This window comes from Amycolatopsis thermophila (assembly GCF_030814215.1).
Classification (GTDB): Bacteria; Actinomycetota; Actinomycetes; order Mycobacteriales; family Pseudonocardiaceae; genus Amycolatopsis_E; species Amycolatopsis_E thermophila.
In genome coordinates, this window is the sequence record NZ_JAUSUT010000001.1 from 5,961,559 (window position 1) to 5,979,708 (window position 18,150).

The following is an 18,150-nucleotide window of genomic DNA, read 5'->3' on the forward strand; positions in this document are numbered from 1 at the left end:
ACCGCGGCGAGGGTGCGCGCCAGGATCTGCTCCGCGGTCCACTCACCGGGCGGCGGATCACCCGTGGCGGCGGTGGCGACGTCGAGCAGTGCGCGGTGGGCTTCCCCGAGTGCGGCCGTGTCCCTCGGAGCCCCTACGCGTGCGCGGCGCGCATCTCCCACGGCGCCTGCGGCAGCACGTCGCCGGTCTCCAGCAGGGACTTCAGGTTCGCCAGCACGGCGGGCCACCCGCTGGAGATCCCGTTCAGCATCTCCTGGTCGGGCAGCTTCTCGTGGGTCACGGTGAGGCGGACGATCTCCTCGTGCGGTTCGACGAGGAAGGTGACGACCGACGGTTCCCGCGTCTGTCCCGGTGAGTCCTCGAAGGTGATGACGAGCCGCGTCGGCGGATCGGACTCGAGGACCTCGCCGACCACGTCGGCCACCCCGGACCCGTCCGCCCGCCGGTGCTCCCAGCGCGAGCCGGGCTGCCAGTCCGACACGTTCTCGTGCCCCCAGTACCGCGCGGTCAGGTCCGCGTCGGTCAGTGCTTTCCACACCTGCTCCGCGCTCGCGCGGATGTAGGTGACGTAGACGTAGTCCGGGACGTTCATGGCGTACTCCTCTGCCTGGTTCTTGATGGCGCTGAGCGCTCGCAGCCGCGGCTTGTCGAACTCCGAGATCCAGCGCTGCTCGATCTCGTGGATCGGCCCGGGGTTCAGGTAGTGCAGCCGTTCCCGCCCACGCCGCACGACGGTCACGAGGTTGGCCCGCACCAGGACGTCCAGGTGCTGGGTCGCCGACTGGCGGGCCATGTCCAGGTGTTCGCACACCTGGCGCAGCGTCTGGCCGTTCTGCTCACGCAGCCGGTCGAGCAGCAGCCGCCGGGTCGGGTCGGCCAGTGCCTTGAAGACCGTGTCCATCGCTTCGGCGCTCACCGGTCCATTATGCAGGTATTTACCTGCATAATGTCAACCCCGCCGCCTCAGGCCGCCCTGCCCGCGGCGGGGCGCACCGTGGCCGACACCCGCGCGACGAACTCCGCGTTCGACTTCGTCGTGCGCAGCTGGTCCAGGAACTGCTCGGTGGCGCGTTTCGGGTCCTGGACCGCCAGCGCGCGCCGGACCTCGGTCATCACGGTCAGCTCGGGCGGGGTGAGCAGGAGCTCGTCCCGGCGGGTGCCGGACGCGAAGAGGTCGATCGCGGGGTAGACGCGATGGTCGGCGAGGGTTCGGTCCAGGCGCAGCTCGGAATTGCCGGTGCTCTTCAGTTCCTCGAAGAACACGGTGTCCGCGAGCGAACCGGTCCCCACCAGCGCCGTGGCGATGACGGTGAGCGAGCCGCCGCCCTCGATGTTGCGCGCAGCCCCGAGGATCTTCTTCATCGGGTGCAGCGCGCCGGCGTCGACACCGCCGGACAGGACGCGGCCCGAGGGGCGGGCGGCGAGGTTGTAGGCGCGGCCGAGGCGGGTGAGCGAGTCGAGCAGCAGCACGACGTCACGGCCGGTCTCCACCAGCCGTTTCGCGCGTTCCACCGCCAGCTCGGCGACGGCCGTGTGCTCGGCGGGTTTGCGGTCGAACGTCGAGGCGACCACTTCGCCGCGCACGGTGCGCCGGATCTCCGTCACCTCCTCCGGCCGCTCGTCGGCCAGCAGCACCATCAGGTGCACGGACGGGTGGTTCACCGCGACGGCGTGGGCGATCGCCTGCAGCACCGAGGTCTTGCCGGTCCGCGGCGGAGCCACGACGAGAGCGCGCTGCCCCTTGCCGATCGGGGCGACGAGGTCGAGCACGCGGGTGGTGAGCTGGTGGCGTTCCGTCTCCAGGACCAGACGCTCGTCCGGGTGCACGGGCGTGAGCCGGTCGAACTCGGGACGCGCACTGACCGGGGCGGAACCGTTGACGGACAACAGTTTCTCACCGTCCACCACGATCTCGTCGCCACGGCGCAGACCGTGCGCCCGGATCAGTCCACAGGGGACAGGCGAACCGCCGGGCCCGTAGCCGAGGGTGCCGGACCTGCCGTGCACATCGAGAATTCCGTGAAAAGACATGGTTGTACTCCAAGAAGGGAAGACCGGCGACAGCCGGACACGAGAACCCGAAACTGCATCGGGAGGGAGAGAGCGATGACCTCACCGGGCGGCCGAGCCGACATCCGGGAGTTCAGCGCAGTCTAACCGATGACGCGGCGAAGCCGCAACAGCCGAGGCCGAACGTCCGAACCGGACAGCGGCCGGACCGCGTCCCGGGCAGGTGCGGTGGAGACGTGGTGGCGGCTGGTCAGCCGGTGATGAACCACTGCCCGTGGAGGAACTCGAGCGTGCTGTCGCCGAGGTCGCCCTCGGTGAACGACACGCTCGCCTTGACGGCGCTCGCCGGGATCTCCACCGTCGTCGGCCCCTTCTCGGTGACCCGGGCCGGATCGACGGTCGCCGACTGCAGCGCGCGTTTCTGCGCGGGCGAGATCATCTGGAAGGTGATCGGGAACGTCTCCTCGCACGTCCCGATCCCCTCGTCCGCCGCCTTTTTCGCGGCGGGGCCGGCGATCTCGCAGACCTTCGCCAGATCCTCCCGGCCGAGGGCGTGCAGGAACTCCTCGTAGCGCTGGAGCGCGCCGGCGATCGTGGGTCCCGGCGCCGCGGGCGTCGAAGGCGGCGGCGCCTTCGGGTCCTGCGCCGCGCCCTTCGGGTACAGGGTGGCGGTGGCCCGGATCGATCCGGTCGTGGAGGTCATCCGCAGCACCTCGCCGTCGCGCACGAACCGGACCGTGGCGTCCCGGGCGCAGGCCAGCTTCGGATCGGAGCTGATGGTCTCGGCGAACTCGGCCACCTTGTCCTCGACGAGGGTCGGTTTCAGGACACCGGTGCACGAGAGGGCGGGGTCCTGCGTGGTCCAGTCACTGCGGTACTGCACAGTGCTCTGCGGCACGTCGAAGACCACGCGCATCTGGTACGGCGGCCGCGCCGGGTTCTGCTGCACCGGTTCCCGGGTTTCCCAGGTGCCGGTGAAGGAGGCCGGCAACTGCTTCGGCAGGCCGCACCGGTCCTGGGTGAACACGTCCGCGAGGAGGCGGCCGCTGTGCGGGCCCTTCGGACCGCTGAAGCCCGGTACGTCCGACTGCGGCCCCCACCAGCCCGCGTACTCGTACCAGGGCTCCTGCGCCACCGGCTTGGCGTGGTCCCACGTCGGCCACCCGGTGCCGGCGGAGGTCCGGTCGTAGATGTCGTGCCGGCCGGCATCCGGATAGGACGCGTGCGAGCCGACGGCCGAGTACACCACCGGGTGATCGTCGCGACGGTCGAGTTCCCGCCACGGCATCATGCACGGCGAGCCGCCGTGGCCGAAGAAGGTCACCGCAAGCGGTTCGTCGTCGCGCAACTGCACCGCGACCCGCTCCCAGTCGCCGTCGTGCCGGTTGCCCGGGTTCAGGGTGTTTCGCCCGTAGAAGAACCAGTACACCAGCGCGGTGCGGCCGTCGCCCTCGCGGTGGAACTCCCAGTAGGCCGGTGCGGTACCGGCCGCGTCGGGCTGGAGGTCCCCGGCGGGCTCGAGGTAGAACGGGGCCTTGTCGTCGTTCGTCGCGTGATCGGGCCCCTGGTGCTCGCCGCAGGGCGGGCCGGCCGCACCGAGCGGCGGCCGGGGCGCCATCGGGTCGGGCTGGGCGTCGGCGTGGTGGTAGTCGCCGTGGCCGAGCTTGCCGAGGTCGATCGTGGCGGCGACCGGGTCGCGGTCCACGCAGCCGCTCGGGTGCAGGTAGCGGAGCGCGGCCTGCCGCACGTACCTCGTGGCGTCCATGGGCGGGGAGTCCTCACCGTCGGCGAGCCACACCATGGGCGCGAACCGCTCGGCGAGCGCGACCGTGGCGGCCGATGCCGCCGAGGTCTCCGGCGCGGTGTACTGCTTGTCGTCCGGCTCGTCGCCACGGCAGCCCGCGAGCAACAGCACAGCCACGGCCGAGATCCCCACGATCGCGCGCAACGCCGCCCCCTCCGTCGAACCGGCTGGAACGGACCTTACGCGGCGAACCGGGCGGAGGTGACCGCTTTCGGTGAGACGTGCGGCAGATCGCCGCCCGCGACGCGGTCCCGGCCACTGCGCACGGGAGGGAAAACCACCTCTCCCCCACTTCAACGTATAACGCACCGGTGGGCTTGCGGCAAGCCCCGGGTCGTGCCGCAGAATTCGCGGCCGGACCTGCGAGATGGGGGATTGATGATCGACGTGATCATCGCCGGCGGCGGACCGTCCGGCATGATGCTGGCCGCCGAGTTGCGGCTGCACGGCGTGCGCACCGTGGTGCTGGAGAAGGACGCCGAGCCGCCCGCCCACGTCCGCGCGCTCGGGCTGCACGCGGGCAGCATCGAGCTGCTGGACCAGCGCGGGCTGCTGGACCGGTTCCTCGCCCACGGCCGGAAGCACCCGATCGCCGGGTTCTTCGGTGGCATCAGAAAACCCGCGCCCGAGGGGCTGGACACCGCGCACGGCTACGTCCTGGCGATTCCGCAGAACATCACCGACCGGCTGCTGGCCGAGCGGGCCGCCGAACTCGGCGCGGACATCCGGCGCGGCCACGAGCTCGCCGGGCTGGACCAGCACGATCACGGGGTGACCGCCGAGCTGGCCGACGGCACGCGGCTGCGGTCGCGGTACCTGGTCGGCTGCGACGGCGGGCGCAGCACCGTGCGCAGCCTGCTCGGGGTCGGGTTTCCCGGCGAGCCCAGCCGGGCCGACACGCTGCTGGGCGAGATGGCCGTGGACGCGCCCGCGGAGACGGTGGCCGCGGTGGTGGCCGAAGTCCGCCACACGCAGCACCGGTTCGGGGCGATTCCGCTCGGGGACGGCGTGTACCGGATCGGGGTGCCCGCCGGCCGGGTGGCCGACGACCGCGCGGTCCCGCCGGCCCTCGACGAGATCCGGGCCGCGCTGCGGAAGACCGCGGGCACCGATTTCGGCGTGCACTCGCCGCGCTGGCTCTCCCGCTTCGGCGACGCCACGCGGCTGGCCGAGCGCTACCGGGCCGGGCGGGTGCTGCTGGCCGGCGACGCGGCGCACATCCACCCGCCGATGGGTGGGCAGGGACTCGGTCTCGGCGTCGGCGACGCGGTCAACCTGGGCTGGAAGCTGGCCGGTGAGGTCGCGGGGTGGGCGCCGGACGGGCTGCTGGACAGCTACGCCGCCGAACGGCGCCCGGTGGCGGCCGCGGTGCTGGACAACACCCGCGCGCAGATGGAGCTGATCTCCCCGGAACCGGGTCCGCGGGCGGTGCGCGGGCTGCTGTCCGAGCTGATGGACTTCGACGAGGTCAACCGGTACCTGACCGAGAAGATCATCGGGACCGCCATCCGCTACGACTTCGGCGACGACCACCCGCTGGCCGGCCGCCGCCTGCGGGACATCGGGCTGACGCGGGGGCGGCTCTACGGGCTGATGCACGCCGGCCGTGGGCTGCTGCTCGACCAGACCGGGCGGCTCTCGGTGGCCGGGTGGGCGGACCGCGTGGACCACGTCGCCGACGTCAGCGACGAACTGGACGTGCCCGCGGTGCTGCTGCGGCCGGACGGCCACGTGGCGTGGGCCGGTGCGGACCAGCACGAACTGCCCGGCCGGCTGGCCCGGTGGTTCGGCGCCCCGGCCGGCTGAGGCCGGCCGGCGGGCGATCCACTGTGGACCGCCTACCGGCCGCGGGCCTGGCGAACGGCTCCTACGGCAGCTCCGGCCAGTCGAGGCTCAGGGTCTGCGGCTCGGTGAACTCGTGGAGACCCTCGTGGCTTCCTTCGCGCCCCAGGCCGCTCTGCTTGACGCCGCCGAAGGGCGCCGACGGGTCGGAGACGAGCCCGCGGTTGATGCCCACCATGCCGGCCTCGATGGATTCGCCCAGGCGCATCGCGTACTGGAGGTCACCCGCGAAGACGTAGGCGGCGAGCCCGGCCTCCGAGGCGTTCACGGCGGTGAGCATCTGCCGCGGGTCGCGCCAGGTGACGATCGGCGCGACCGGGCCGAAGATCTCCTCCCGCACGACGTCGGCGTCGGCGGGGACGTCCGCGAGCACCGTGGGGGCCACGAAGTACCCCCGCGTCCCGGCGGGCACGGCGGCGCGCGCGGCGATCCGGGCCCCGCGCGCCAGCGCGTCGTCGACCAGCGACGTGACCTTCTCGACCGCGCCGGGGCTGATCAGCGGACCGATCGCGTTGGCCGCGTCGGACGACGGGCCGACCCGCAGCGCCTCGACCTCCTTGCCGAAGCGCGCGACGAACTCGTCCACCACGTCGGCGTGCACGTAGAACCGGTTCGCGGCCACGCACACCTGCCCGCAGCCGCGGAACTTCGCGACCATCGCGCCCCGCACGGCCGCGTCGAGGTCGGCGTCGGCGGTCACGACGAACGGCGCGTTGCCGCCCAGCTCCATCGAGGCGTTGACCACGCGGTCGGCGGCCTGGCGCAGCAGGAGCTTGCCCACCCGGGTGGAGCCGGTGAACGAGATCTTGCGGACCCGCGGATCCTCCAGCCAGGTGGTCACCACCCCGGCGGCGTCGGTGGTGGGCACGACGTTGACGACCCCCGCGGGCAGGCCGGCCTCGGTGAGCAGCCGGGTGATCGCGAACGCGGTCAGCGGGGTTTCGGCCGCGGGCTTGAACACCACGGTGCACCCGGCCGCGAGCGCCGGCCCGACCTTGCGGGTGGCCATCGCCGCCGGGAAGTTCCACGGCGTCACCAGCGCGGCGACCCCGACGGGACGGTAGGTCACCACCGTGCGGCTGCCGCCGGCCGGCGCGACACCGTAGCGCCCTTCGACGCGCACGGCTTCCTCGCCGTACCACCGGAGGAACTCCGCGGCATAGGCCACTTCAGACAGTGCATCCGCCCTGGACTTGCCGTTCTCGGCGACGATCAGCGCGGCCAGGTCGTCCCGGTCGCGCATCATCAGCTCGTACGCGCGGTGCAGCACCTGCGAGCGTTCGCGAGGCGGTGTCGCGGCCCACGTGGCCGCGGCGGCGTCGGCCGCGTCGACGGCGGCGGTCGCGTCGGCGGGACCGCCGTTCGCGACGGTCGCGATCACCCGGCCGTCGGCGGGATCGTCCACATCGAACCGCCCGGCCGATCCGGTGGTCCACCGTCCACCGACGAAGAGGCCGCGGGCGGGGTCGAGCGTGTCGAGCAGGGACATGCGCAGGCCTTTCTCAGGACCGGGCGAACGCCGCGGCGAGGATGTCGAGGGCTTCGTGGAGGAGCGCGTCGCTGATCGGCAGCGGAGGCAGGAAGCGCAGCACGTTGCCGTGGGTGCCGCAGGTCAGGACGATCACGCCGGCCGCGTGTGCGGCGGCCGCGACCGACCGCGCCAGGTCGGCGTCCGGCTCGCGAGTACCCGGCTGGACGAGTTCGACGGCGATCATCGCACCGCGCCCGCGCACGTCACCGATCCGGGGATCGTCGCGCTGCAACCGCGACAGGCGCTCCGTCATGAGCGTCTCGATCCGCCGGGCGCGGTCGGTCAGGCGCCCAGCCTCGATCGTCTCGATCGTCGCCAGGGCGGCGGCGCACGCGAGCGGGTTGCCGCCGTAGGTGCCGCCGAGCCCGCCGGGGTGCGCCGCGTCCATGATCCCGGCGCGCCCGGTCACCGCGGCCAGCGGCAGGCCGCCGGCGATCCCCTTCGCGCTCACCAGCAGATCCGGCACGAGCCCCTCGTGCTCGCAGGCGAACATCGCGCCGGTGCGGGCGAACCCGGTCTGCACCTCGTCGGCGACGAAGACGATCCCCTTCGCCCGGCACCACTCCAGCAGGGCGGGCAGGAACCCGGGCGCGGGCACGATGAACCCGCCCTCGCCCTGGATCGGCTCGATCACGAGCGCGGCCACCCGGTCGGCGCCGACCTGCTCGTCGATCACCTCGATGGCCCGGCGGGCGGCGGTCTCGCCGTCGAGCCCGCCGTCGCGGAAGGGGTAGGACAGTGGCGCGCGGTGGACCTCCGGCGCGAACGGACCGAAACCGTGCTTGTAGGGCCGGACCTTCGCGGTCATCGCCATCGTCAGGTTCGTGCGGCCGTGGTAGGCGTGGTCGAACACCACGACCGCCGGCCTGCCGGTGTGGGCGCGGGCGATCTTCACCGCGTTCTCCACCGCCTCGGCGCCGGTGTTGAACAGCGCCGACCGCTTCTCGTGGGTGCCGGGCGTCAGCCGGTTGAGCTGCTCGGCCACGGCGACGTACCCCTCGTACGGGGTGACCATGAAACAGGTGTGCGTGAACGCCTCCACCTGGCGGCCCACCGCTTCCACCACGCGCGGCGCGCTCGATCCGACCGTCGTGACGGCGATGCCGGAGCCGAGGTCGATGAGCACGTTGCCGTCGACGTCCTCGACGACGCCGCCGGACGCGCGGACGGCGAACACGGGCATCGTGGTACCCACTCCGGCGGCCACGGCGTGGTGCTTGCGCGCCATCAGTTCCCGGGAGCGCGGGCCGGGGATCTCGGTGACGAGGGTGCGTTCCTGGCGGAGGGCCGCGGGAGCGACGTCGGCGAGGGTCATGCCGCCATCCTGGGAGCGCCCGGTCATGCCGTCCAGTGCCTGTTTGGCAAGAGACCTAGAACTGTGCGGCATACTTGCCGGTCATGGAGCTCCGGACGCTGCGCTACTTCGTGGCGGTCGCCGATTCGGGTTCGGTGAGCGCGGCCGCGCAGACCGTCCACGTGACCCAGCCCGCGCTGTCCCGGCAGATCCGCCAGCTGGAGCGGGAGCTGCAGGTCACCCTGTTCACGCGCCGCGGCGGCCGGCTCGAGCTGACCGCGGCGGGCCGGCAGTTCGTGCCGGTGGTCCGTGACCTGCTCCGGCGCGCGGAGGACGCCCGGTCCGCGGCCGAGGCCTTCGCCGCCGGACGGCTCGTGCACCTGACGATCGCCGCCACGACGACCACCCTCACCGACGTGATCGCCCCGTTCCTGGCGACCTTCGGCCCGGACGACCCGCTGCCGACCGTGCGCGAGGTCGGCGGTCCGGAGGCGGCGCTCGCCCTGCTGCACCGGGGCGCGGACCTCGCGGTCGTCACCCAGGTGCCGCCGCCGTCGTGGAGCACCCGCGCGCTGGCGGTGCTGCCGCTGTTCGCCTACGTGCGCGCCGACCACCCGTGGGCGGGGCGGGACACCGTGGACCTCGCCGAACTGGCCGCGCAGACACTGGTGGTGCTCGACCCGTCGTTCCGGCCGCGACAACTGCTGCAGGAAGCGCTGTCCGACCAGGGGCTCGCCGCGGCCGCCTACGTCGAGTGCGGCAATCCGCAGGTGGCGCAGGCACTCGCCGCGGCGGGCCGCGGGATCGCCGTCGTCTCCGACGACCCCCGGTTCGGCCTGCACGGCCTGCGGATCACGACCGCGGCCTGCGGGCCGCGCATCCGGCTGCACGCCGCGTGGGACCCCGGCCACCACGCGGGCCCCGCCCTCGCCGCGATCGCCGCCCGCATCCGGCGGTTCTGCGCCGACCGCTACGGCGACGACGTCCTCCCGCCCGCCCCGGGCTAGACGGGTAAGTCCTCAGTTTCTGGATGGTGTGTGGAGAGGGGCGAAGGGTGGTCAAGATCAGTTTGCTGCTGACGCTGGCGTTGGCGCAGGTGCTGTTGTGGTGCGGTCGGAGGCACGGTGGTTGCGGTTTGTGCCCCGTCATGTGCCGGGCGCCTGCCCTTACCCGCGCGGCCAGTTGGTTACAACAAGCGGCTGCGTGCCTCGGTCCCGCTGCTCGACCGGCGGACCCGGGTGCTGGCTCCCGACACCGATCTGTGGGCGGACACGACCTGGATCGTGGATTCCACCCCGGGAATGCGCACGGTCCCGCCCCAGAGTAAGCGGCCGAACCTGGCCGGCTGGGCCGGTTACGGCTACTGCGCGAGCCACTCCCACTTCTTCTGGGGCCAGCGCCTGCACCGCACCCCGGCCGGGCTGCCGATCACCTGGGCCCTGGCCGACCCCAAGCTCCACGAGCGTCAGGTGCTGATGGCCGTGCCGGACCAGGACCGCGCCCTGATGCACGACCGGCCAGGACTGCTGATTCTGGCCGACAAGGGCTGCGCCTCCCGGACCGTCGACGGCGTCGCCGCCCGCGTCGCCCACCGACTGCTCGCCCTTGCCGCCGCCATCTGGCACAACCACGCCACCGACCACCGGATCCCGGATCGCCTACGACCACCGACCGAGATCGGACTTACTCGGCTAGGCCGGCACGCGGTCCCCGGCGCGCTGTGCGCGCAACAGGACCAGCGCCTGGATCCCGGTGTAGGCGAGCAGGACCGCACCGGCCGCCGCGCTGATCTGCATGCCGTGCACGAACGCCTCCTTCGCCGTGGACAGCAGCGCTTCGGCCCGGCCGGCGGGCAGGGTGGCGGCCGTGGCGACCGCCCCGCCGAGGGTGTCGCGCGCGGCCTCCCCCGCCCCGGACGGCACCCCGGCGCGGTAGGCCGCCGACGCGATGCTGCCGAGCACCGCCGTGCCGAGGGCACCGCCCAGTTCGAACCCGGTCTCGGAGATCGCCGATGCCGCGCCGGCCCGTTCGGGTGGCGCGGCCGTGACGATCAGGTCGTTGGTGAGCGTCTCGGACAGCGACACCCCGAACCCGACGAGCGCCATGCCGGACACCAGCACCGCGAGTCCACTGTGGACGCCCAGCGCGACCAGGGACCCGAACCCGGCCGCCGCGACGAGCAGTCCCCCGCCGATCAGCCACCGAACCGGGAACCGCCGGGACAGGCGCGCCGCGGCGAACGCCCCCCCGACCCCGGCCACGGTGGCGGGCAGCAGCCACAACGCCGCTGCCAGCGGTCGCATCCCGAGGACGAGCTGCAGGTACTGCGGCACCAGGAACAGCAGCCCGACGAGGGCGAACACCCCGAGCGTGTTCGTCAGCACCGACGCGCTGAACCGCCGATCCCGGAACAGGGCAAGGTCCAGCATCGGGTCCGGCAGCGCGCGCTGCCGGCGCACGAACACCACGCCCAGCCCCACGCCGGCCAGCACGCTCAGGGCGGCGATCGGACCGGCGCCGTGCTCGGCGAACCGCTTGATGCCGTAGACCACGGGCAGCACCGCCGCCAGGGACAGCAGCGCCGAAGCCGGGTCGAAACGGCCCGGGTCCGGGTCGCGCGACTCGGGCAGCAGGACCGGTCCGGCGACCAGCAGCACCAGCATCACCGGCACGTTGATCAGGAACACCGAGCCCCACCAGAAGTGCTCGAGCAGCCAGCCGCCGAGCACCGGGCCCAGCGCCATGCCGCCGGAGAATCCGGCGCCCCACACCGCGATCGCGGTCCGCCACCGCACCGGGTCGGTGAAGAGGGTGCGGATCAGCGCCAGTGTCGAGGGCATCAGGGTCGCCCCGCCGACGCCGAGCAGCGCCCGCGCCGCGATGAGCATGAGCGGGCCGGCCGCGAACGCGGCGAGCACCGACGCGGCACCGAACGCGAACGCGCCCGCCAGCAGCAGCCGGCGCCGGCCGATCCGGTCCCCGAGCGTGCCCATCAACACCAGCAGCCCGCCGAGCACGAACGAGTAGATGTCGACGATCCACAGCTGCTCGGCGCCGCTGGGCGCGAGGTCCTCGCTCAGGTACGGCAGCGCGAACCCGAGCACCGTCATGTCCACGCTGATCAGCAGGACCGGCAGCACCAGCACCGCCAGCGCCACCCAGTCCCGGCGTCCCCCGACCATCACGATCCCAACCCTGTTCTGAACAGTCCAGACGGTACAGTTTGCCCCCCATCGAAAGTAAACCGTCTGGACGGTACAGTCAAGCGGTATGGGACGTCCTTCAGTGCGCGAGCAGGTCCTGGACGCCTACCAGGACATCCTCATCGAGAGCGGTTCGGCCGCGGTCACCCTCGACGCCGTCGCGGCACGGGCGAAGGTGTCGAAGGGCGGGTTGCTGTACCACTTCGGGTCGAAGGACGCCCTGCTCGACGGCCTGGTCGACCGCCTGCTGCGGCTGACCGCGGCCGACGTCGAGTACGCCCGCGCCGCCCCGGAAGGCGTCGTGCGCTACTTCCTGCTCTCCTCGGTCACCGACGCCGACCTGGCCAAACCCGCCCACCGCGCCGCGGTCGCCGCATTGCGCCTCGTCGGCAGCGAGCCGAAGGTGACCGACGCGATGACCGAGGTCGGCCGGCGCTGGTCGGACCTGCTCGCCCAGCACATCGAGGACCCCCTCACCGCCGAGATCGTCGGCCTCCTCGGCGACGGGCTCTACCTGCGAGCCACCCTCGGCGGCCCGGCGCCGCAACCGTTCCTCGACCGGCTCCCCGAAGCCCTCCGCCGGCTGGGCCTGTCCTGAGCCGGCGGCGCGGGGGTCAGCACCGGTCGTAGTGGGCGATGATCACGCCCTTCGTCGTGGTGACGCTGCCGGTGAGCGCGAACTCGGTGAGCGGCGCCGGGCCGTCGAACAGGCGCGCGCCGGAGCCGAGGGTCAGCGGGTGGATCAGCAGCGTGTAGCGGTCGATCAGGCCGGCGGCGTGCAGGGTGCGCACGAGCGAGACGCTGCCGATGATCGACAGGTCCTTGCCGGGCCGCGACTTCAGGTCGGCCACCGTCCGGACGGCGTCGCCCCGGAGCAGCACCGAGTTGGGCCAGGCGCCGGCGTCCTCCAGGGTCGTCGAGGCGACGTACTTGGTGGCGGCGTTCATGTGCGTGGTGAACGGGTTGCCGTCGGTGCGCCGTCCCCACGCGGCGATGAAGTCCTGCCAGGTGCGCCGTCCGAAGAGCATGTCCCCCGGCCGGTTCATGCCCTGGGCCATCTCCCCGGCCACGACCGCGTCCTGGTAGCGGGTGCCCCAACCGCCGTGGGCGAAGCCGCCGCGGGTGTCCTCGTCGGGACGGCCGAGCCCCTGCGCGACGCCGTCGAGGGTGATGCTCAGGGTGACGCTGATCGAACGCATCGGGATGTCCTTTCCGCTCGCGCGGCCGCCGTCGGCGGCCGTCACCAACTACACGAACGCCGAGCGCCCGGATCGACATCGCCGCGCCGGGAAACCGGTGTATCCCGGGCGTAGATCACGTAGATGTTCTCGCGCCGGATCGGGTTGCCGCCGCCCCGGTCGTCGTCGCGTTGCAGCACCGCCGCGACGGCGGTGATCCACACGGCCCGGTGCGTTCCGGCGCGGGGAGTTCACTGAGCCGGTTGTGCGAAAGCGCCTCGTTTTCCAGCGACGGCCGCTCCACCCCCGTGCACCATTCGACGTGCTGGACCATCGGGTGCGGCGGGATTTCGCAGCGTGTCCCACCTGCGCGTGCTTCGGGAAAGCGATTTCGCGCCCGCGCGCGAGACACCTCGGCGCCCTGAGCACGCCTGGACATTCACCCGAACTCGTGGTCCTGATGCGAAACCTCCCCGGCTCGGCCCCCGGAAACGGCCGCCGCTCGCTAGGGTGCCGCCCGTGGTCCCACCCCCTTCCGGCCTCCAGCGCCCTGAGCACGCCTGGACATTCACCCGAACTCGTGGTCCTGATGCGAAACCTCCCCGGCTCGGCCCCCGGAAACGGCCGCCGCTCGCTAGGGTGCCGCCCGTGGTCCCACCCCCTTCCGGCCTCCAGCGCCAGACCTGCTGGGCCGCGATCGCCGCACTCGCGCTCCTCTCCGGCCGGCTCGTGCTGGACGCGCCGGCACCCGGACCGGCCGCCGCGCCCGCGGCGCGGCCCGTCCCGCCACCACCGCTGGTCGGCACCGCCCCGCCCGCGCCCCGCACCGAACTGTGCCCGGACACCGCGCGGGTCTGCGTCGACGAGGAACGTCGGCTGAGCTGGCTCCAGCACGACGGCGAGATCACCTACGGCCCGGTGCCGATCATGCCCGGCACCGCCGCCGCGCCGGACTCGGTCGCCACGCCCCGCGGCGTCTTCCGGGTCGCGTGGAAGGACGCCGACCACACCAGCGCCGAGTTCGGCGACCCGATGAACCACGCCGTGTTCTTCGCGCCCGGGGGCATCGCCTTCCACGAGGGCAGCCTCGACAGCCCGTCGCACGGCTGCGTCCACCTCTCCGCCCGCGACGCGGCGCTGTTCTTCGACGCGCTCCCGGTCGGCTCCGAGGTCGCCGTGTTCTGAGCCGCGGTGCTGGTGGTCGACCTGTCCTGGGCCTCGCCGCGCCGTGAGCGCTCACAGCCAGTCGCGCCGCTTGAACATCACGTACAGCGCGGCCGACAGCACCACGATCACCGCCGTCGAGAGCCAGAATCCCCACGGCTGGTCGAATCCCGGGTACGGGACGTTCTGCCCGTAGAACCCGGTGATCGCCGTCGGCACCGCGATGATCGCCGCCCAGCTGGTGACCTTCTTCATGATCATGTTGAGCCGGTTGCCCTGCAGGCTCAGCTGCGTCTCGCGGATCGTGGTGACCAGGTCCCGCAACGACTCCGTCCACTCCGTCGCCCGCAGCACGTGGTCGTACACGTCCTGGTAGTACGGGGTGAGCGTCTCGTCGACGAGGTGGTGGTCGCGCCGCATGAGGGCGTTCACCACCTCGCGCATCGGCAGCACGACCCGCCGCAGCGACACCAGGCTCTTGCGCAGCCGCAGCGAGCGGCGCTGCATCGCGGTGTGGTCGACCTGTTCGGCGAACACACCGTCCTCGAGCCCCTCGATCTTGTCGTCCATCGCCTGCACCGCCGCGAAGTGGCTGTCCACGATGTAGTCGAGCAGACCGTGCACGAGGTAGCCGACGCCGCTCTTGGCGAGGTCGGCCGACTCGTCCCAGCGCCGCACGACCTCCTCGATGTCGAAGTGCTCGTCCTTGCGCACGGTCACCAGGGCGCGGTCGGTGAGGAACGCGGCCAGCTCGCTGGTGGTCAGCTCGCCGGTGCCGGGGTCGAGCCGGACCGAGTAGGCGGTGAGGAAGCAATGGCTTTCGTAGCGGTCCAGTTTGGGCCGCTGGTGCTCGTGCACCGCGTCCTCGACGGCGAGGCGGTGCAGGCCGAGCTCCTCGCTGATGGTGGCCAGATCGTCCTCGGTCGGCATGACGAGGTCGAGCCACACCACCGTCGCCGGATCCTCGAGATATTCGGACATTTCAGCCGCCGGGAAGTTCTCGGACTCCAGAACGCCGTGGCGGTAGACGCGGGTGCGGGCCATACGCCAACGCTAGGCTGTGCCGCGGACGAGCGCATCGAAGAGCTGGGGGTCGCGGTGGAGCCACTACGCATCGGCATCCTGGGGGCCGCCCGCATCGCCGGGACCGCGATCGCCGCGCCCGCCCGCGAGACCGGGCACCGGCTGGTCGCGGTCGCCGCGCGGGACCGGCAGCGCGCCGAGGCGTTCGCCGCGGCGCACGGCGTCGAGCGCGTGACCGGCTCCTACGAGGCCCTGCTGGCCGACGATGAGATCGACGTCGTCTACAACCCGCTGCCCAACGGGCTGCACGGCCGGTGGAACCTCGCCGCGGTGCGCGCGGGCAAGCACGTGCTGACCGAGAAACCGTTCGCCGCCAACGCGGACGAGGCCCGCGAGGTCGCCGGCGCGGCCGCACGCGCCGGGGTGCGGATCATGGAGGCCTTCCACTACGTCTACCACCCGGTTCTGCTGCGGCTGCACGAAATCCTGGCCACCGGTGAGCTGGGCGAGCTGCGCGCTGCCCAGACGCGGCTGCTCATCCCGGCTCCCGGCGACGACGATCCGCGGTGGTCGTTCGAGCTGGCCGGCGGTGCGCTGATGGACGTCGGGTGTTACGGGCTGCACGCGCTGCGCGGCCTCGCGCCGTGGGCCGGTGGCGCGCCGGCCCTGCGGTCGGCCCACGGGACCGCGCGGGCCGGGCGTCCGGGCGTGGACGAGACGATGGAGGCCCGGCTGGAGTTCCCCGGCGGCGCTCGCGCGACCATGCGGTGCGACATGGCGGCCGACGAGGTGACCTTCGCCCTGAACGTGACCGGCACGCGCGGCGAGGCCACCGCCGTCAACTACGTGCGCCCGGACTCCGACGACCGGATCCTGGTGCGCACACCGGACGGCGACCGCGTGGAGCACCCCGGGCGACGGCCGTCGTACTCGTTCCAGCTGGAGGCCTTCGCCGCGCACGTGCGCGAGGGCGCGCCGCTGCGCAACGACCCCGCCGACGCGGTCGCGACGATGACCCTCATCGACGAGTGCTACCGCGCCGCGGGGTTCCCGGTGCGCCCGCGGGCGTAGGCGAGGGCAGCGCTCAGGCCTCCGGCTGCCGCCCGGACGCCCAAGCGGCCTCAGCGGTCTTCTGGATGTCCAGCAGCTGCCGGACCGCGTCCTGGGTGCCCTTCACCGGCCAGGACCAGTACTCCTTGATGTTGTCGGAGTCGGCGATCCACTGCTTGAAGATCGTGTACGACTCCGGGTGCTCGTCGCGCAGCCAGTTCTCGATCTTCTTGTACTGGCCCCATTGCTCGGGCATCTTGGCCTTGAGCCACTCCTCGTGCGCCTTGGTCCACGGGCCCTTCGGCGGCGTCAGGTCGCCGGCCGCGGTGTGGTAGGAGCCGGAGCTGCTGCCACTGTGGACACTCGCGCCGTCCTCGGCCGTGTGGTAGCTCGATGCTCCACTGTGGACGCTCGCACCGTCGTCGGCGGTGTGGTAGGAGCTGGCCGGGCTGCCCGGCCGGGTGGGCAGCTCGATCTGCCGCCCGGGGTTCGGCCGGCTCTTCAGCAGGTTCACCAGCTGCTGGGTCCGCGCCCCCGAGCGGGTGGCCTGCGCGACGACGGCCGCGAGCTTGCTCGCCATCGACGTGGCGGTCAGCGCGGCCTGGGTGACGCTGTAGGCGACGGCCGCGACCACCGATGCGCCGAACGTGATCACCGCGGTGGCCATCGCGATCAGCACCGCGGAGATGATGTCGCCCAGCACCGTGGTGATCAGGTCGCGGAACAACCCGCGCACGGCCGAGATGATCGCCATGTTGGTGTGGATCAGGTAACCGACGATGTCGGTGCCGTGCGCCTTCGACTCCAGGTCCGCGGCCAGCTCCCGCATCCGCGCGGTGAAGGCGTCCGCGCCGGATCCGGTCCAGCCCGCGACCGCGCCGTCCAGGGACTTGGTCTGATCCTCGCCGATCTTGCGGAGCGACTCGGCGATCCGGTGGACCTCCTCCCCCAGTTTCTGGATCTCGTCCGGGTCGCCCATGAGCATGTCCAGGGGCTCGCGCAGGAAGCTCACGTGCTCGATCAGCCAGCCCAGGCCGGCCGAGATCAGGCTGCCCAGCGGGTTGATGGCGAGCTTGACCGTGTCGACGGCGGAGGCGATCACGCCGAGACCGATCGCCGCGCCGAGCGCGGCCTTGTCCGCCTCGTCGGCGGTCCTGATGTCGTCGCAGCTGCGGATGAGGAACGTGTACGAGTCGAGGAAACCGGCGCCGGAGAACTGGTTGGTGCTCGTGATCACGACCCCGGCACCGAAGTCCGGCTCGGCGCTCGGGTCGAACCCGGTGGTCATGACCGCCCCTCCGTCTTCAGGATGTCCGCGTGGACCGCGTCGGTCCCGCGGTAGGCCTCAGCCGCAGCACGCACGTTCTCGGCCTCGGCGGTGCAGACCTCGGCCGCGGACGCCACCTGGCCGGCGAGCACCCCGAGCGCGATGCGGGTGGGGATGCCGAGAACCTGGCCGACCGCGACGCCGAACGCGTTGATGTCGCCGCCGTTGACCTCGCGGACCCGCTCGGCCTCGGCGTGCACGCGGCCGGCCCGGTCGCCCAGCCCGCCGGCGTAGGTGTCCAGGACCTCGGGGTCGACCTCGTAGCCGCCGCTCACCACGGGCGGCCGTCCGCTTCGTCGTCCTCGGCCGCTTCGGCGCGGGACTCGGTCCCGGCCGCGGGTTCGTCCTCCGCGGCCCCCTCGGGGACGGGCGGCAGGAACGACCGCACGACCTCCATCACCTCGGTGTCGCCGGCCAGCGGTTCGAGCGCGCCGGCGACCTCGTGCGCGACCTTCGCCTGCGCCTGACCGAAGGTCCGCATGATCGTGTCGGTGAGCCGCGACGCGGTCCCGGACATGGCGCGCTCGTCGATGTGCAGCGACCGGAGCGCACCGCCCGGGCCCGCGGTCACCCGGACCAGCCCGTCCGGAGAGGTGACCGTGCCGGCGGCCTCGGTCAGCTGTTCCCGCAACCGCAGGCTCTTGCCGCGCAGGTCGTCGACGCGGCGCTGGAAGTCCGCGAGCCACTGTTCGGTGTCCACCGCGCCACGGTAGTGATCTTGGCG

Annotated in this window: 17 protein-coding genes and 1 pseudogene; 6 read left to right on the plus strand and 12 right to left on the minus strand. The window is 72.6% G+C overall.

The window, feature by feature from the left end:
• Window positions 1-133: 133 nt before the first annotated feature.
• The 3 genes from FB470_RS29290 to FB470_RS29300 form a co-directional block, all read right to left on the minus strand.
• Complete coding sequence (locus FB470_RS29290; protein WP_306999543.1) at window positions 134-901, minus strand: ArsR/SmtB family transcription factor; 768 nt, start codon at window positions 899-901, stop codon at window positions 134-136.
• 62 nt (window positions 902-963) lie between these two features.
• Window positions 964-2,031, minus strand: coding sequence for a transcription termination factor Rho (gene rho / locus FB470_RS29295; RefSeq protein ID WP_306996629.1), 1,068 nt, complete (start codon window positions 2,029-2,031; stop codon window positions 964-966).
• A gap of 229 nt (window positions 2,032-2,260) precedes the next feature.
• Complete coding sequence (locus tag FB470_RS29300) at window positions 2,261-3,931, minus strand: hypothetical protein (protein WP_306996630.1); 1,671 nt, start codon at window positions 3,929-3,931, stop codon at window positions 2,261-2,263.
• A gap of 261 nt (window positions 3,932-4,192) precedes the next feature.
• Here FB470_RS29300 and rox point away from each other — a divergent pair, with 261 nt between their 5' ends.
• Window positions 4,193-5,620 carry a rifampin monooxygenase gene (gene rox / locus FB470_RS29305; protein ID WP_306996631.1) on the plus strand — a complete coding sequence of 476 codons (1,428 nt, stop codon included), beginning with the start codon at window positions 4,193-4,195 and terminating at the stop codon, window positions 5,618-5,620.
• A gap of 61 nt (window positions 5,621-5,681) precedes the next feature.
• Here rox and FB470_RS29310 read toward each other — a convergent pair whose 3' ends face one another.
• On the minus strand, window positions 5,682-7,145 hold the full coding sequence (locus tag FB470_RS29310; RefSeq protein WP_306996632.1) for an NAD-dependent succinate-semialdehyde dehydrogenase: 1,464 nt from the start codon (window positions 7,143-7,145) through the stop codon (window positions 5,682-5,684).
• 13 nt (window positions 7,146-7,158) lie between these two features.
• Window positions 7,159-8,502, minus strand: coding sequence for a 4-aminobutyrate--2-oxoglutarate transaminase (gene gabT, locus FB470_RS29315; RefSeq protein WP_306996633.1), 1,344 nt, complete (start codon window positions 8,500-8,502; stop codon window positions 7,159-7,161).
• Between the two features lie 83 nt (window positions 8,503-8,585).
• Here gabT and FB470_RS29320 point away from each other — a divergent pair, with 83 nt between their 5' ends.
• Both FB470_RS29320 and FB470_RS36025 read left to right on the plus strand, forming a co-directional pair.
• Entirely contained in the window at window positions 8,586-9,488 is a 903-nt protein-coding gene (locus tag FB470_RS29320; protein ID WP_306996634.1) for a LysR family transcriptional regulator, read from the plus strand.
• Between the two features lie 65 nt (window positions 9,489-9,553).
• A pseudogene (locus FB470_RS36025) lies at window positions 9,554-10,176 on the plus strand (transposase family protein); the annotation flags it as partial.
• On the opposite strand, the gene FB470_RS29325 reads toward FB470_RS36025, so the two are convergent.
• Window positions 10,173-11,663 carry an MFS transporter gene (locus tag FB470_RS29325; RefSeq protein WP_306999545.1) on the minus strand — a complete coding sequence of 497 codons (1,491 nt, stop codon included), beginning with the start codon at window positions 11,661-11,663 and terminating at the stop codon, window positions 10,173-10,175. The pseudogene FB470_RS36025 and the gene FB470_RS29325 overlap by 4 nt on opposite strands.
• Before the next feature lie 88 nt (window positions 11,664-11,751).
• On the opposite strand from FB470_RS29325, the gene FB470_RS29330 reads away from it, so the two are divergent.
• Complete coding sequence (locus FB470_RS29330; protein WP_306996635.1) at window positions 11,752-12,282, plus strand: TetR/AcrR family transcriptional regulator; 531 nt, start codon at window positions 11,752-11,754, stop codon at window positions 12,280-12,282.
• 16 nt (window positions 12,283-12,298) lie between these two features.
• Here the strand turns inward: FB470_RS29330 and FB470_RS29335 are convergent, their stop codons facing one another.
• A complete protein-coding gene (locus FB470_RS29335) occupies window positions 12,299-12,883 on the minus strand; it encodes a dihydrofolate reductase family protein (protein ID WP_306996636.1) in 585 nt (194 codons plus the stop codon).
• Window positions 12,884-12,924: 41 nt separating this feature from the next.
• Window positions 12,925-13,086: a hypothetical protein gene (locus FB470_RS29340; protein ID WP_306996637.1), complete on the minus strand. Its 162-nt coding sequence runs from the start codon at window positions 13,084-13,086 to the stop codon at window positions 12,925-12,927.
• Window positions 13,087-13,510: 424 nt separating this feature from the next.
• Between FB470_RS29340 and FB470_RS29345 the strand changes: the two genes are divergently transcribed.
• Complete coding sequence (locus FB470_RS29345) at window positions 13,511-14,047, plus strand: L,D-transpeptidase (RefSeq protein WP_306996638.1); 537 nt, start codon at window positions 13,511-13,513, stop codon at window positions 14,045-14,047.
• 51 nt (window positions 14,048-14,098) lie between these two features.
• Here the strand turns inward: FB470_RS29345 and corA are convergent, their stop codons facing one another.
• Window positions 14,099-15,070, minus strand: coding sequence for a magnesium/cobalt transporter CorA (corA, locus tag FB470_RS29350; protein WP_306996639.1), 972 nt, complete (start codon window positions 15,068-15,070; stop codon window positions 14,099-14,101).
• Window positions 15,071-15,124: 54 nt separating this feature from the next.
• On the opposite strand from corA, the gene FB470_RS29355 reads away from it, so the two are divergent.
• A complete protein-coding gene (locus FB470_RS29355; RefSeq protein ID WP_306996641.1) occupies window positions 15,125-16,120 on the plus strand; it encodes a Gfo/Idh/MocA family protein in 996 nt (331 codons plus the stop codon).
• A 13-nt stretch (window positions 16,121-16,133) separates the two neighbouring features.
• Here the strand turns inward: FB470_RS29355 and FB470_RS29360 are convergent, their stop codons facing one another.
• The 3 genes from FB470_RS29360 to FB470_RS29370 are packed head-to-tail and all read right to left on the minus strand — an operon-like array spanning window position 16,134 to window position 18,126.
• Complete coding sequence (locus FB470_RS29360; protein WP_306996643.1) at window positions 16,134-17,387, minus strand: WXG100 family type VII secretion target; 1,254 nt, start codon at window positions 17,385-17,387, stop codon at window positions 16,134-16,136.
• On the minus strand, window positions 17,384-17,701 hold the full coding sequence (locus tag FB470_RS29365) for a hypothetical protein (protein WP_306996645.1): 318 nt from the start codon (window positions 17,699-17,701) through the stop codon (window positions 17,384-17,386). The genes FB470_RS29360 and FB470_RS29365 overlap by 4 nt, the downstream gene beginning before the upstream one ends.
• Window positions 17,698-18,126: a YbaB/EbfC family nucleoid-associated protein gene (locus FB470_RS29370; RefSeq protein WP_306996647.1), complete on the minus strand. Its 429-nt coding sequence runs from the start codon at window positions 18,124-18,126 to the stop codon at window positions 17,698-17,700. Before FB470_RS29370 ends, FB470_RS29365 begins: the two co-directional genes overlap by 4 nt.
• Window positions 18,127-18,150: the final 24 nt, after the last annotated feature.